Here is a 14607-nt window from a genome sequence, read left to right as displayed (position 1 = left end):
AGCAGCGGTGAGGCCAGCCCAATCACCTTCAGGCTTGCGTGTCGACTACGCTGCCAGCGCTGCTGCCACCGGTTTTTTCCAAGGCTTCGAGCAATTGTGCGGTGGCCGCCATGATTTCCCCGCTGAGGGTGGCGATGCTGGCCTGCTTGGCCGTGATGAGCGCCAACTTGGCGGGATCTTCGCTGTTCTGCGCCATCAAGCTGGCCAACTGCTTCTGTTCTTCGGCCATCTGCTTCTGAAGATTCTTGATCATTTCGCGCAGTTGCTTGATATGTGCAGGCTCAGCGCTTTCGCTGCTGCCCTGAGCGCCGCCTGCGGCCTGGGCCTGCCCGTTGTTGCGAAGCTTCGAGGCGTCGACTTGCAGGGTCGAGCCGCTGGCCTGGGTGGTTGCGCTTTCGTTGGCCGGTGTTGTGCTAGTGGCCTGGGACGAAGCGTTGCTGATACTGACTGCTGGGATACCTACCATGTCTTGCTCCCTGTGTAGCCATGGATTCTTGAGCTGACCGGCTTATCGGCAGGCATCGCCAGAGCTTGAGACGCTACCGGCCACAGGCAGGCGCCTTGGCAGTAAATTCCCCTTTCGCTGGCTCGTTCCACCCAATGTACCAGCGCAGGCGCCGTAGCCCGGCATGCGCCCACATTCGACCCATATGGAATCGCAGCCATGAGCCAGCCTGCACACCCGGAAACTATCAAGGACCTGATCGGCGTGGGCTTCGGCCCGTCCAACCTGGCCTTGGCCATCGCCCTGGAAGAACTCGCCCAGAGCCAGGGCCATGCCCTGGATGCACTGTTCATCGACAAGCAGAAGGATTACCGCTGGCACGGCGAAACCCTGGCGACCCAGAGTGAATTGCAGATCTCGTTCCTCAAGGACCTGGTTTCGCTGCGCAACCCCACCAGCCCTTACAGCTTCGTCAACTACCTGCACCACAAGCAACGCCTTGCCGATTTCATCAACCTCGGCACCTTCTACCCCTGCCGCCTGGAGTACAACGACTACCTGCGCTGGGCGGCCGAACAATTTGCTGATCAGGCCGTGTATGGCGAGCAGGTGCTGCGTATCGAGCCTGAGCTCAACGCGGGGCGTGTGGAGCACTTGCGCCTGATTTCACGCGACGCCCAGGGCCGCGAGATGAGCCGGCGGACCCGCGCCGTAGTGGTAGGGAGCGGCGGCACGCCGAAGATTCCCGAGAAATTCGGTGCATTCAAAGACGACCCAAGGGTTTTCCATCACTCTCAATACCTGAGCAGCCTCGACAAATTGCCGTGCTCGGCAGGCCAACCCATGCGCATCGCCGTGATCGGCTCGGGTCAGAGCGCTGCTGAAGCCTTCATCGACCTGAACGACAGCTACCCATCAGTCAAAGTCGACATGGTGCTGCGCGGTTCTGCCCTCAAGCCGGCCGACGACAGTCCATTCGTCAACGAAATCTTCTCACCCGATTACACCGACCTGGTCTTCAATGAACCTGCCGACCAGCGCGCCAAGCTGCTTGGCGAATACCACAACACCAATTACTCGGTGGTCGATCTCAACCTGATCGAGCGGATCTACGGCATTCTCTACCGCCAGAAAGTCGCCCACCAATTCCGCCACAATGTCTTGTGTCGGCGCCAGGTGGAAGCGGTGGTGGCCACGCGCGACGGTATCGAGCTTACCCTGCGTGACTTGGCTACCGGCCAGCACCAGACCCACCGCTACGATGCGGTGATACTCGCCACAGGCTACGAGCGCCGCTCGCACCGCGAACTCTTGGCCCCGCTGGCAGACTACGTGCAAGACTTTGCCGTCGACCGTCACTACCGAGTGCTAAGCAGCCCCGACATGCAGGCTTGCGTCTATCTGCAAGGGTTCTGTGAGAGCAGCCATGGCTTGAGCGACACCCTGCTGTCGGTACTGCCCTCTCGTGCCGCTGAGATCGGCCAAGCGCTCTACCGCGATTTGGCACATCAGCGGGGCACCCCCCAGCCCGCCGTCGCCCTCACCAGCGCCTGATCGCCCCATCCAACCTCGACGGGGCCTACAGCAGCCCCGTCGAGCTGTGCCGCTCCTGAAACATTTACTTGCACTTAATGCTTCAGGATTTTCATTCTCATTCGTCTTTTGAAGAGCAGCCCTTTTTGGTTGGGCCTGAGTTCGCCCCCTATTTCAGAAGACTGACCGATGGCAAAATCACCGAAAAAATCCAAGTCTAAGTTGTGGTTCCTGGTCCACAGCTGGCTCGCCCTGCCGATCTGGTTCTTCGTGCTGATCGTCTGCTTCACCGGCATGCTGGCCGTGGTCAGCCAAGAACTCGTCTGGCTGGCAAACCCAGACGTGCGTGCCAGCAAACCTGACGACAACGCCGAACGTCTGACTTTTCAGCAGGTGCTCGACGCCTTGCACCAGGCAGAACCTGACATGGCAGTGAACACCCTCAGCCAACCCGACGGTTCACACTTCGCCCTCACGGCGCGGGTCACCTACCCCGATGGCTCGAGCCCCATGCTGTACGTCAACCCTTACACCGGCGCCATCCAGGGCAAGATGCCGGACTTCAACTTCGAAGCTTTCACCCGCGCCCTGCATGGCTGGTGGCTGGTGCCTTTCACCAACGGCTTCAGCTGGGGTTGGTACATGGTTTCGCTGTTGGGGCTACCGATGCTGGCGTCGCTGATCACGGGCCTTGTGGTGTACAAGAAGTTCTGGAAAGGCTTCTTCAAACCGCTGCGCACTGGCCACGGCCCGCGGATTTTCTGGGGCGACCTGCACCGCTTGGCCGGCGTGTGGTCGATCTGGTTCATCGCCGTCATCTCCATCACCAGCATCTGGTTCCTCATCCGGGCCATTCTCTTCGACAACCAGATCACCATCTCAAGCGAGCCGATCGTGCCAGTGATCGCCCGTGAGCAGGTGCCGCAGACTCTCGACGGCAGCCCGGCGCCACGCATCGATCTGGACGAAGCCGCGCGCATTGCCGGCCTGGCCATTCCCAGCCTGGATATCACCTCCGTCTCACTACCAGCCACTGCCTACAGCCACATCGAAATGGGCGGGCGCGGCTGGTACCCGTTGATGTTCCAAAGCGCCTCGGTCAACCCCTATACCCGCCAGGTCGACAGTCAGTTCCTGCTCAGCGACCGCTCGGCGTTGGAGTTCGTCACCGAATCCATGCGGCCTTTGCACACCGGAGATTTTGGTGGGCTGCCGATCAAGCTGATCTGGTTCTTCTTCGGCCTGGTGCTGACCCTGATGGTCTTCAGCGGCCTGCTGATCTGGACCAAGCGCACCGCCCAAGCCACCGCAGCCACACTCAAGCGCAGTGAGCGCGCCACGGGCGGCGCGCACCGTGAAACCGCCCTGGAGGCGCGCCCATGAACCCGGCCAACGCACTGCCCATCCACCCAGTCAAGCAGTGGTGGCACAAGTGGCGCTTCCACCTGAACATTCTGCTCATTCTCATTCCGCTGGGCTTCATGCCCAAATACTTCGCTGACGCGAAGCTGCTGCGCGGCGACGCAGGTCTGGGTGCCAACCCCGTCTCAGGTATCCAGGTCGGCCCCTACAGCCTTGACCTGGCCGAGCTACGCGACGAAGCACCCCGCGCAGACGGCCCCGCAGGGCATTTCAAGCTATTCAACGCGGCGCTGTGCAAGGCATGTGTCAATGAGGTCAAGGCGGTTTACCTGCGCATCGGCAAGCCACGCAGCCTGCGAACCGCCGGCACGATTTTCTTCGGAGCACCGTACAGGATGATCACCAACCTCCCCATCCCACCGCGCACCCGCACCGATGCGCAAATCTGGATCACCCTCGAAGGCTGGGACGGCAGCCTGCACCAGGCATCCGTCCCGTTGGCACAGGCTTCGCCGGCCACTGTGGCCTGGCTCGAAAAACAAGGAGGCACCCCATGAACACCTTGATGCGCAGGCTCGCCCTGCCTCTACTGGCCATCGCAGCAGGCCCCGCCCTGGCCCACAACCCGATGTGCGAATGCGAGGAAGTTGCCGGCGGCCAGGTCAAATGCACGGGCGGATTTTCCGATGGCAGTGGTGCGCCGGGGGTAACCCTCGATGTGATCGGCTATGACGAGCAGGTACTGGTCGGCGGCAAACTCGGTGACGACTCCAGCCTCACCTTCAAACGCCCGGACGGCGAGTTCTACGTGCTGTTCGACGCAGGCCCCGGCCATGTCGTGGAAGTCGACCACGCCGATATCACGCCGCCATGAGCCGCCCTGCCATGCGCCATACCCAGGTGGTACGCCCGGCAGGTGCCGGGCATGAAACCCTCTATGTACTGCTGGTCAGCCTGCTGATCGTCGCCCTTGCCGCCAGTGTGGTGGCACTGCGTGGCGAGCGGATAGACGAACAGACCATCGCCAGCCATCAGATCGATGCACGCCGCGACCTGACGGCTGCCGAACAAGGGATCTACACCGACTTGCGGGTGGCCTTCGACGAAATCCAGCTGATGCGCGAAGAAAGCGGCGCCATTCCCAGCGTCGCCGCATTGGCTGAAGAAGGCCTGCCGCCGTTCGTGGTCGATGTCGGCAGCCAGAGCCGCGGCGAACATCGCTGGCAGTTGTTGCCGAACGCTACCTACCTTGGCCTGAGCCAGAGGCCGCAGGTGGCCGGCAGCTTCCTGCTGATCCTGCCCGAGGCCAACGCTGCCGAGGCTGACGTCTGGCTGCGCCGCGACAGCGCCACCACGCTTCCCGATGACCTCGGCCAAGCAGCACTGATCGCCGCCGGCTGGCAGCAAGTGGTCAGCCATTACGACGCCGGGGTCACCCGCGAACACCGTCACTGAATCCAAGGACTGCCCATGCTTCGTAAAACCTTCGCCCTGCTCTTGGCCTTGGCCCTGCCAGCGATGGCCCTGGCCGCTCCCGGCCAGCCGCTGCATATCGGTATAACCCTGCACCCGTACTACAGCTATGTCAGCAATATCGTAGGTGACAAAGCCGAAGTGGTGCCGCTGATCCCCGCAGGTTTCAACCCCCATGCCTACGAGCCGCGCGCCGAGGACATCAAGCGCATCGGCACTCTGGATGTGGTGGTTCTCAATGGCGTGGGTCATGACGACTTCGCCGACCGAATGATCGCGGCCAGCGAAAAACCCGATGTCACGACCATAGAGGCCAACCGCAACGTACCTCTGCTGGCGGCCACGGGCATTGCCGCGCGTGGCGCCGGCAAGGTGGTCAACCCGCATACCTTCCTGTCGATCAGCACCACCATTGCTCAGGTCAACAACATCGCTCGCGAGCTGGGCAAGCTCGACCCCGACAACGCCAAGTTCTACACGCAGAACGCCCGCGCCTATGCCAAGCGCCTGCGCGCTTTGCGCGCAGAAGCACTGGCCAAGGTCAGCCAAGCGCCTTCTGCGACATTGCGCGTGGCCACCATCCACGCCGCCTACGACTACCTGGTACGCGACTTCGGCCTGGAGGTCACGGCCGTAGTAGAACCCGCCCACGGTATCGAACCCAGCCCTGCGCAACTGAAGAAAACCATCGATCAGCTCAAGGCCCTGGACGTAAAAGTGATCTTCTCGGAAATGGACTTCCCCTCGGCTTATGTTGCAACCATTCAACGGGAGGCCGGCGTACGCCTTTATCCACTCACTCACATTTCCTACGGTGAATATACCCAGGATAAGTATGAAATAGAGATGAAGCGCAACCTCGACACCGTGGTCCGGGCCATCGAGGAGAACCGCACATGACCGCCGCGGCCAACCTGACGACACCTACAGGGCCGGGCATCGAATTCGCCTGCATCGACCTCACCTTGGGCCGCACCCGCATTCTTCAGCAGGTGCAGTTCAACGTTGCCCCTGGCAGCGTGCACGCCATCGTCGGCCCCAATGGCGGCGGCAAGAGCTCGTTGATCAAGACGCTGCTCGGGCAGATGCCCCATCAAGGCCAACTGGCGCTGCATTGGCCAGGTGCTCACCAGGTGATCGGCTACGTGCCGCAGGCACTGGAGTTCGACCGCGGGCTACCGATGACCGTGGATGATTTCATGGCAGCCATGTGCCAGCGGCGGCCGGCCTTCCTTGGCCTGTCGCGCAGGGCAAAACCGGCGATCGATGCGGCGCTGGAGCGTGTTGGTATGCTCGACAAGCGCAAGCGACGCATGGGCGCTTTGTCTGGCGGTGAGCGCCAACGCGTGCTCTTGGCCCAAGGCCTGATTCCCGAGCCGCAGCTGCTGGTACTCGACGAGCCGATGTCGGCGCTCGACGAGGCAGGCATTCAGGTGTTCGAAAAACTGCTGCATGGCTGGCGCCAGGCCGGCACCACGGTGCTGTGGATCGAACATGACCTGCAAGCTGTGCTGCGCCTGGCCGACCGAGTCACCGGGCTGAACCGCCAGGTGCTGTTCGATGCCCCGCCGGCCCAGGCGCTGACCCCGGAGCGCCTGCTTGGCCTGTTCTCTGTTCACCCTCGCAGCGAGCGCCCTGTATGATGAGCTTCGAAGCATTGCGCCAACTGATTCAGGCCTGGGCCGAAGCCGGTTACCTGCCCCAGGCCTTGGCTTATGGTTTCGTGATCAATGCCTTGCTGGCTGGCTTGATGATCGGCCCGGTGCTCGGAGGCCTGGGTACCCTGGTGGTGGTCAAGCGCTTCGCGTTCTTTTCCGAAGCAGTCGGCCACGCCGCACTCACCGGGGTCGCTATCGGCATCCTGCTCGGCGAACCCTACACCGGCCCATATGGCAGCCTGTTCGGCTACTGTCTGCTGTTCGGCATTTTGCTCAACTTCCTGCGCAACCGCACGGGGCTGTCACCAGACACGCTGATCGGCGTCTTTCTATCGGTGTCGCTGGCCCTTGGCGCCAGCCTGTTGCTGATGCTGGCTGGCAAAATCAACGTGCATATTCTCGAGAACGTGTTGTTCGGGTCGGTGCTGACCGTCAGCGCTCAAGACCTGATGGTGCTGGGCATCGTCGCGGTGCTGGTGGTGGCACTGGCGGTGCCGCTTTACAACCGCATCATGCTGGCCAGTTTCAACCCGCAGTTGGCAGCAGTGCGTGGGGTGGCGGTGAAGACCCTGGATTATCTGTTCGTCGTGCTGGTCACCCTGGTCACCGTGGCTTCGGTCAAGGTGATCGGCGCCATTCTGGTCGGTGCGCTGTTGGTCATACCGGCGGCGGCGGCACGGTTGGTCAGCCAGTCACTGAAGGGCTTTTTCTTCATATCGATGCTGATTGCCACCCTGAGCACCCTGCTTGGCATTCTGCTGCCGATCATGCTCGACCTGCCGGTGCCCTCGGGCGCGGCGATCATTCTGGTCGCAGGCATGTGCTTCGCCCTAGCCGCACTGGCTCGCGCCCTCGTTCCACGCCTGCAAGGAAACCCGGCATGAACTTCAAACACCTGACCCTGGCCGTCGTCCTGGCCGGCCTGCCTGTCTACGCTACGGCCACTGAGGTGCTGACCACCCTGCCGGTGACCCACAGTTTGGCCAGCGCCCTGCTCGAGGGCACAGAAGTACAGCTCAAGCGGGCCGCCCCGGCCAACCTGCCGGCCAGCCGTCAACCTGCGTATTTCAGCAGCCGAGGTGCTGCTGCTTTGGCCAGAGCCGCGCAGCATGCAGACGCGGTCATCGGCGTGCGCTCTATCTGGCGGGACGACCCGCTGTATCCCATGGCCCGGCGCAGCAACATTCGCATCGTCGAGATCGATGCGGCGCGGCCGGTCGATGGTGCGCTACCGGGTATCGCCGTAAGCGGCGATGACGCCTATGCGAGCTACCCCTGGCTGAACCCGACCAACCTTGGGCGTATGGCCGATGTGCTGGCCAATGACCTGGAGCGCCTGGCACCCGCCGACAAAAACAGGATCCAAAGCAACCTGGCCGGGCTCAAGCGACAACTACTGGAGATGACTGCCAGCAGCCAGACGCGACTGGCCCAGGCCGACAACCTGAGTGTGGTCAACTTGTCCGAGCGCCTGGGGTATCTGGCCAGTGGCTTGAACCTGGATGTGGTGGAGCAACCGTTGCCGGCCGACGGCAAGTGGGACGCAAAGGCGCTTGAGGCCCTGAGCGAGAACCTTCAAGGGCAGGATGTGGTATTGGTGCTGGATCATCGCCAGCCAGAGGCGGCGCTTATGCAGGTGATCGAGGCGGCCGGGGCGAAACTGCTGGTGGTCGAGAGTGACCCGCAAGACGCTGTGGCTGGGCTTAAGGCCAGCGTCGAACAGGTCGTCACTGCGCTGGACGCAGGATGACGCACTGGCCTGCTCGCAGGGATTGACCCTTGAGCAGGCCAGTTCACTCTAGCGCTTCATGCAGCGCTGATAGCGTTCATCCACGCGCCCGGCAAACCAGGCGGTGGTCAGCTTGCGGGTGATCTTGGGGCTTTTGAGTTCGATCCCAGGGAGAATGGCCCGCGCTGATGGCTTACCTGCGGCCGCATCGGCCATGGCAAAGACCCCGCTGTACAGCTGGCTGTCCTCGAACGCCAGGCTGTCACCGAGCTCCAGCTGGCTGCGGATCTGAGGATGACGCAACCCAAGCTTGCGCCCCAGTTTGCGTGCCGCCTGCTCGGTACTGCCCGGCATGATCGAGCCTGGGGCGATCAAGTCACCGTCCAGCGCCAACGTGATCCCCGTGACCTTGCTCAAGGCTGCCTGGAACGCGGCATTGCGGCTTGCATACCACCCTGCGTTGAAATCAGCGAAGCGGTACAACTGCCGCTCGTAATGCGCCGGGTAGCCCAGCAAGTGAGCAATGCCGAAATACATGCCACCTCGGCGGGTGAACACTTCCTGACGAATCGTCCCGCTGTAGGTATAAGGATAATCTTGGGTGTGTTTCTGAGCGAAATCGATGCTGACCTGCATGGGCCCGCCGGTGTGCACCGGGTTCAAGCCGCCGAGCAAGGTTTTGCCCAATGGCAGGCGGGCGATGAACTCGTCGTAAAGTGCGCTCAGTTGCTTCTCGCTACGGACGGCCAACAGCCGCTGTTGATAGCTTTGGCCATTGCCCGAAGACGTGTTCAACGCAGCGTCCACCAGCATGCCTGGGATATGCAGGCGCGCAGCGCGGCGGTCGATTTCGCCGCGGGCGATGCGCCCCAGGTTAGGCACCTGCGGGTCTGCGTTGAAGGTCGACTCCTGCTCGGTCACCGCCAGCACCGCACACAGGTTGCTCTTGCTGGGCGAAATGCGCTGGGCCTGGAAAGCGGTCTGGATATCTTTCGCCCAGCCCTCTCGGTCTTTGGCCTGTGCCGGCAACAGGCGCATCAGTTGAGCGCGCACCTCGGCTGGATCGGCTTCGGGCGCTTGCTCACGGCGCCCGGCGCAGCCCTGCAGCAGCGCCAAAGCCATCAGCCCGGCCGCCCATAGCCGCCGGTTCAGGGCTGTTCTCCGACCATATAGGTCTTGCTGATGTGGCGGAACTGCGGATGGCTGGCACTGCCCATGAGCTCGAACAGCACCATTTCTCGGGTCACCAGCTGTGCGCCGGCCTGACGCATGCGCGCAAGGCCGGCCGCCTTGTTGGCTGGCGTACGGCTGTCGCAGGCATCCTCGACCACGAATACCTGCTTACCGCAGCCCAGCAGGCCAAGCACGGTCTGAAGCACGCAGACATGGGCTTCCATGCCACAGACGATCACTTGCTCCCGGGCCATCAGGCTGGCCGGCAGGCAACCGGCGGCCACGCAGGAGAAATGGCTTTTTTCCACCACCTCTGCGGCCGGGGCCGCAGCCAGAAGTGCTGGCAAGGTCGGGCCCAAACCTTTGGGGTATTGCTCGGAAATCACCACGGGCAATGCCAGGTCGGCGCAGGCAGCCAGCAACCAATGAGCGCGATCACGCATGCCCTGCGGGTCACTCATGGCGCCAATGAGCCGCTCTTGGATGTCGACGACCAGCAATGTGGCCCGGTGATGTTCGATCAGCATTATCTGCCCCTTACCTGGGAAAAGGCCTAGCCTCCCCCAGGCAAACGGCGCCGTCAATCAGGCAGACAGCCTCTGCCCTTCAAGGGCCTGGGTAATGGCCCCGAGCACCTGATCCTCGTGTTCGTGGATGAAGAAATGGCCTCCCGGGAACATCTGCAACGAAAACGCTGCACAGGTTTCCTGCCGCCAGGCCTGCAGCTGCGCCTCGCTGGCCCGATCTGCCTCGCCCCCGAGCACATGCAATGGGCATTGCAGGGCTGGCCGGTGACGATACCGGTAGCGGCCACAGAGCAGGAAGTCGGCGCGCAGGACGGGCAAGGTCAGGCTCATCAGTTCGGCGTTTTCCAGCACCTGCGGCGGGGTGCCGTTGAGTTCGCGCAGGTCCTGCTTGAGCTCATCGTCGCTCTTGGGCGCACGCCAGTTGTTGCCATCGTAATCCTCGCGCCGTGTAGGCGCTGCGGTGCCACAGGCAAACAACGCCAAGGGTAGCGGGCTGCCCAGCGCCTGAAGTTCGTGAGCCAGTTCAAATGCCAGCAGCGCGCCCATGCTGTGGCCGAGCAGCGCATAAGGGGCATGGGCGAGCATGCGCTGTTCATTGGCCAACTGCCGGGCCAACCCTTGCATGTCAGTCTGCAGCGGCTCACCGATGCGCGTGCCACGGCCTGGCAGTTCCACAGGACGCACTTGCAGCCAAGCCGGCAGCTTGCGCCGCCAGCGGCTGTAGACCATGGCGCTTGCGCCCGAATAAGGCAGGCAAAGCAGATTGATGGCGGTCACTGGGCGGCGGCTTCGGCCATCTGCTTGCGCAGGCTCAATGGGCGCATGTCGGTCCATACTTCGTCGATATACGCCAGACATTCCTGCTTCAGGCCGCGCTTGCCCACTGCACGCCAGCCTTCAGGGATAGCCTTGTAGTCTGGCCAGATGGAATATTGCTCTTCGTGGTTGACCACTACCTGGAACTGGATATCGTCGCGGTCGAATACGGAAGTCATTGCCTGTCTCCTTGAGTGAGGGTGCCGCTGCGCGCCTGGCGCAGGCAGGTTCTCAGGTAGACGTAGCGCGCTGCGGAAAAATTAGCTTCATGCGTCCCTGAGCAAGTCATGGGCATCGAGCAAGCGGAACGCCACTTCTGGATTGCGCTCCAGGCCACGGCGAATCGCAGCCGGTATCGACTGCCGGGTCTTGCGGCAAAGGCCAGGCTGCTCGTCCAGCTCTATGGCGATGCCACGCATGGTGCGCACCTCGTTCAGGCCAGGGCTGATGCGCACTCGGATACCCAGGTTTTGGTACATCTTCGATTGCAGGTGGTGCAGGTCAGCGAGGTCTTTGAGCTGCTCGAGGCGCTCGATCAGACGCTTTTCCTCCTGCCGGGTCAGCAGCAGGATGCGCTGGGCCGCTGCTGGCTGCTCGACCAGCTGTTCACGGCCGCAGTCACAGACGCCAGGCGGGCACGGTTGGCGAAGTGGGATGGACATAGTCATGGTTCAAGCATAGCCGGTTGATACCACCGCGTCGGCGCAAAAAAAATTCCTCCCAGGATAAAAAATTTCACAAAACACTGGACCTGGCGCCCGCGCTTCGCCTATAAATCGCCCAAGGGAAACTTATATTCCCATCAAGAAACATGATCGCCAGCTGCACCCTCTTTTGTGCTCTTGTGCCCCGACCTGCCCCAATTCATCACGAGGCCTACCCCACATGCACCCCGCTCCTGATCATTTCATCCTGCGCGTCAGTTGCCCGGCCGTGTCCGGAATCGTCGCCGCGGTAACCACTTACCTGGCCGAGCACGGTTGCTACATCAGCGAGATGGCGCAGTTCGACGACGAGGACAATGGGCGTTTCTTCATGCGCGCGGTGTTCCGCTACAACACCAACGTCCAGGGGGATACGCCGCAACTGGAAGCAGGGTTTGCCGATGTGGCGCAACGTTTCGCCATGGACTGGAGCCTGCACAGCAGCGCCCGGCCGTTGCGGGTACTGTTGATGGTCAGCAAGTTCGACCACTGCCTGGCAGACCTGCTCTACCGGCACGCCAAGGGCGAGCTGGACATGCAGATTACCGCCGTGGTGTCCAACCACCTGGACCTGCGTCCGATGGCCGAGCGTCAGGGTATTCGCTTCGTCTACCTGCCCGTAAGCAAAGAGACCAAGGCCGAGCAGGAAGCGGCACTGATGCGCATTGTCGAGGACACAGGTACAGAACTGGTGGTGCTGGCGCGCTACATGCAAATCCTCTCCGATGACTTGTGCCGGCAGCTGTCGGGCCGCGCGATCAATATCCACCACTCGTTCCTGCCAGGTTTCAAAGGTGCCAAGCCTTATCACCAAGCCTATCAGCGCGGGGTCAAGCTGATTGGCGCCACTGCCCACTACGTCACCAGCGACTTGGACGAGGGCCCGATCATCGAGCAAGAAGTGCAACGCGTAGACCACGCCTACGCTCCCGACGACCTTGTGGCCATCGGCCGCGACACCGAGACCATCGCTTTGTCACGAGCGGTCAAGTACCACCTTGAGCATCGGGTGTTCCTGAACCACGACCGCACGGTGATCTTCAAATGAACGCCATCCCCAGCATCAAGCTGATAGACGGCAAGGCGACTGCAAAACGGGTGCTGGCCGAGGTCGGCGAGCAGGTGCAGGCGTTGCGTCAAGCAGGCGTACAGCCGGCCCTTGCGGTGGTATTGGTCGGCTGCGACGCAGCCAGCCAGGTCTATGTTCGCAACAAGGTGCTACGGGCCGAGGAAGTCGGCATTCGCTCCCTGGAACACCGCCTGCCCGGCGATACCTCCCAGGCCCATTTGCTGGCCCTGATCGAGCGCCTCAACCGGGACAGGGAAATCAACGGCATTCTCGTGCAGTTGCCATTACCTGGGCATATTGACGAACACCGCGTCCTCCAGGCCATCGACCCTTTGAAGGACGTGGACGGCTTTCACAGCGCCAATGTAGGGGGCCTGGCCCAGGGCCGCGATGTGCTGACGCCCTGTACGCCCAGTGGCTGCATGCGCTTGCTGCGCGATGCCTGTGGCGAGCTGCGCGGCAAGCATGCGGTGGTGGTCGGCCGCTCGAACATCGTCGGCAAACCCATGGCTGCGCTGCTGCTTCAGGCCGACTGTACGGTGACCATGGTGCACTCACGCAGCCACGATCTGCCGGCGTTGTGCCGCCAGGCCGACATCGTCGTCGCCGCAGTGGGCAAGCCACGCTTGATCGGTGCCGATTGGCTCAAGCCAGGGGCGGTAGTCATTGATGTCGGCATCAACCGCATTGAAGAAGCCGGCCAAAGTCGTCTGGTCGGTGACGTCGACCTTGCCGCCGCGCTGACGCAAGTGGCCGCCATCACCCCAGTACCCGGCGGGGTCGGCCCAATGACCATCGCCTACCTGATGAAAAACACACTGCTTGCCCTCGACCTGCAACAACAGGCCGCCCACCAGGAGCGCACCTCATGCCTTTCGCCCTGCTGAAGTACGGCCTGAGCGCCGACTACCCGGTGGAGGTCGACCTGCCGCCACCGTGCGATCTCAAGCCGCGCTATGACGTGGTGATCATCGGTGGCGGCGGCCATGGCCTGGCCATCGCCTACTACCTGGCCAAATACCACGGCGTGACCAACATCGCCGTGTTGGAAAAAGCCTACTTGGGCGGCGGCAACACCGCGCGCAATACCGCGGTGATCCGCTCGAACTACCTGACATCCGAAGGGGTGCGGTTCTACGCAGAATCGGTGCGGATGTTCCAGGACCTGTCCAACGAGTTCGATTTCAACATCATGTACTCCGAGCGTGGGCAGCTGACCCTGGCGCACACCGACGCCACGGTGCGCGCGTTCCGCCAGCGCGCCGAGGTCAACAAGCACTTCGGCGGGCGCAGCGAAATGATCGATCGCCAGCAGATCCGCGAGCTGGTACCGAGCCTGAACCTGGACCCTGGGCACCTACCGGTGCTCGCAGGGCTTTGGCATATGGACGGCGCCACTGCTCGGCACGATGCGGTGGCGTGGGGCTATGCCAAGCAAGCGGCCAAGCGCGGGGTGCAGATTCATCAGCTCACCGAAGTCCAGGACTTGGTCATCCGCCATGGCCGGATCGAAGCGCTGAAGACCAACCGCGGTACCGTGCAGTGCGGCTGTGTGGTGCAGGCCGTGGCCGGTGCCAGTTCGCTATTGATGGCCAAGGCCGGCATCCGTGCGCCGATCCATACCTACCCACTGCAGGCCATGGTCACTCAACCGTTCAAGCCATTCCTTGACCCATTGGTGAGCTCATCGGCGCTGCACTGCTACGTGCAACAGACCAGCCGGGGCGAAATCGTTTTCGGCGGCGGCTCCGACCCCTACCCGCTGTACAACACCCGCTCGACCCTCGACCTCAAGGAAAGCCTGCTGGCCCACGCCATCGAAATGTTCCCGTTCATGGCCAACGCCAAGCTGATGCGCCAGTGGGCCGGGATGACCGACATGACTCCCGATTACAGCCCGATCATGGGCTTGTCACCGGTAGACAACTACTACCTGGACGCCGGTTGGGGTACCTGGGGGTTCAAGGCCACGCCCATCTGCGGCAAGACGATGGCCGAGCTGGTGGCCAGTGGCGGTAAGGTGCCGGAGATGATCGCGCCGTTTGCCCTGGAACGCTTCAGCCGCTTCCAACAAGTCAACGAAATGGGCGCCACTGCGGCCAGCCACTAGGAGCACCC

The 14607-nt window shown here is 62.4% G+C and carries 18 protein-coding genes; 12 read left to right on the top strand and 6 right to left on the bottom strand.

Translation table 11 applies throughout. The features are described 5' to 3' along the window. Positions 1-28: 28 nt before the first annotated feature. Positions 29-466 carry a hypothetical protein gene (locus HU725_RS09440; protein WP_186477000.1) on the bottom strand — a complete coding sequence of 146 codons (438 nt, stop codon included), beginning with the start codon at positions 464-466 and terminating at the stop codon, positions 29-31. 198 nt (positions 467-664) lie between these two features. Between HU725_RS09440 and HU725_RS09435 the strand changes: the two genes are divergently transcribed. From HU725_RS09435 to HU725_RS09395, 9 genes are all read left to right on the top strand, one after another. Continuing rightward, on the top strand, positions 665-1999 hold the full coding sequence (locus HU725_RS09435) for a lysine N(6)-hydroxylase/L-ornithine N(5)-oxygenase family protein (RefSeq protein WP_186476999.1): 1335 nt from the start codon (positions 665-667) through the stop codon (positions 1997-1999). A 168-nt stretch (positions 2000-2167) separates the two neighbouring features. Next, positions 2168-3361, top strand: a complete 1194-nt coding sequence (locus HU725_RS09430) for a PepSY-associated TM helix domain-containing protein (RefSeq protein ID WP_186476998.1) — start codon at positions 2168-2170, stop codon at positions 3359-3361. After that, positions 3358-3897, top strand: coding sequence for a PA2404 family protein (locus tag HU725_RS09425; RefSeq protein WP_186476997.1), 540 nt, complete (start codon positions 3358-3360; stop codon positions 3895-3897). Before HU725_RS09430 ends, HU725_RS09425 begins: the two co-directional genes overlap by 4 nt. Next, on the top strand, positions 3894-4214 hold the full coding sequence (locus HU725_RS09420; RefSeq protein ID WP_060480041.1) for a hypothetical protein: 321 nt from the start codon (positions 3894-3896) through the stop codon (positions 4212-4214). Before HU725_RS09425 ends, HU725_RS09420 begins: the two co-directional genes overlap by 4 nt. Before the next feature lie 11 nt (positions 4215-4225). Next, complete coding sequence (locus HU725_RS09415; RefSeq protein WP_186476996.1) at positions 4226-4795, top strand: DUF6162 family protein; 570 nt, start codon at positions 4226-4228, stop codon at positions 4793-4795. Positions 4796-4810: 15 nt separating this feature from the next. Then, positions 4811-5713, top strand: a complete 903-nt coding sequence (locus HU725_RS09410; protein ID WP_186476995.1) for a metal ABC transporter substrate-binding protein — start codon at positions 4811-4813, stop codon at positions 5711-5713. After that, positions 5710-6456 carry a metal ABC transporter ATP-binding protein gene (locus HU725_RS09405; RefSeq protein ID WP_186476994.1) on the top strand — a complete coding sequence of 249 codons (747 nt, stop codon included), beginning with the start codon at positions 5710-5712 and terminating at the stop codon, positions 6454-6456. The genes HU725_RS09410 and HU725_RS09405 overlap by 4 nt, the downstream gene beginning before the upstream one ends. Next, positions 6456-7355: a metal ABC transporter permease gene (locus HU725_RS09400; RefSeq protein ID WP_060480062.1), complete on the top strand. Its 900-nt coding sequence runs from the start codon at positions 6456-6458 to the stop codon at positions 7353-7355. The genes HU725_RS09405 and HU725_RS09400 overlap by 1 nt, the downstream gene beginning before the upstream one ends. Then, complete coding sequence (locus tag HU725_RS09395; RefSeq protein WP_186476993.1) at positions 7352-8221, top strand: metal ABC transporter solute-binding protein, Zn/Mn family; 870 nt, start codon at positions 7352-7354, stop codon at positions 8219-8221. Before HU725_RS09400 ends, HU725_RS09395 begins: the two co-directional genes overlap by 4 nt. Before the next feature lie 48 nt (positions 8222-8269). Here HU725_RS09395 and HU725_RS09390 read toward each other — a convergent pair whose 3' ends face one another. The 5 genes from HU725_RS09390 to HU725_RS09370 all read right to left on the bottom strand — a co-directional run bounded on the left by HU725_RS09390 (position 8270) and on the right by HU725_RS09370 (position 11384). Further along, positions 8270-9322, bottom strand: a complete 1053-nt coding sequence (locus HU725_RS09390) for a DUF1615 domain-containing protein (protein WP_186476992.1) — start codon at positions 9320-9322, stop codon at positions 8270-8272. A 26-nt stretch (positions 9323-9348) separates the two neighbouring features. Next, a complete protein-coding gene (locus HU725_RS09385) occupies positions 9349-9900 on the bottom strand; it encodes a hydrolase (protein WP_186476991.1) in 552 nt (183 codons plus the stop codon). A gap of 57 nt (positions 9901-9957) precedes the next feature. Then, positions 9958-10677, bottom strand: a complete 720-nt coding sequence (locus tag HU725_RS09380; RefSeq protein ID WP_186476990.1) for a thioesterase II family protein — start codon at positions 10675-10677, stop codon at positions 9958-9960. After that, positions 10674-10895 (bottom strand): MbtH family protein, encoded by a 222-nt coding sequence (locus HU725_RS09375; RefSeq protein ID WP_060480048.1) that lies wholly within the window; start codon positions 10893-10895, stop codon positions 10674-10676. The genes HU725_RS09380 and HU725_RS09375 overlap by 4 nt, the downstream gene beginning before the upstream one ends. Positions 10896-10982: 87 nt before the next feature. Further along, positions 10983-11384, bottom strand: coding sequence for a hypothetical protein (locus HU725_RS09370; protein WP_060480049.1), 402 nt, complete (start codon positions 11382-11384; stop codon positions 10983-10985). 217 nt (positions 11385-11601) lie between these two features. Here HU725_RS09370 and purU point away from each other — a divergent pair, with 217 nt between their 5' ends. Genes purU through HU725_RS09355 form a run of 3 tightly spaced genes read left to right on the top strand, consistent with a single transcriptional unit; the run spans position 11602 to position 14599 of the window. After that, positions 11602-12468: a formyltetrahydrofolate deformylase gene (purU, locus tag HU725_RS09365; RefSeq protein ID WP_060480050.1), complete on the top strand. Its 867-nt coding sequence runs from the start codon at positions 11602-11604 to the stop codon at positions 12466-12468. Next, positions 12465-13376, top strand: a complete 912-nt coding sequence (folD, locus tag HU725_RS09360; RefSeq protein WP_186476989.1) for a bifunctional methylenetetrahydrofolate dehydrogenase/methenyltetrahydrofolate cyclohydrolase FolD — start codon at positions 12465-12467, stop codon at positions 13374-13376. Before purU ends, folD begins: the two co-directional genes overlap by 4 nt. Beyond that, on the top strand, positions 13358-14599 hold the full coding sequence (locus HU725_RS09355) for an FAD-dependent oxidoreductase (protein WP_060480052.1): 1242 nt from the start codon (positions 13358-13360) through the stop codon (positions 14597-14599). Before folD ends, HU725_RS09355 begins: the two co-directional genes overlap by 19 nt. Positions 14600-14607 lie beyond the last annotated feature (8 nt).

It is taken from the genome of Pseudomonas promysalinigenes (assembly GCF_014269025.2).
Classification (GTDB): Bacteria; Pseudomonadota; Gammaproteobacteria; order Pseudomonadales; family Pseudomonadaceae; genus Aquipseudomonas; species Aquipseudomonas promysalinigenes.
Note: the sequence above shows the minus strand (reverse complement) of the source record. Positions and strands in the feature narration are given on the sequence as shown.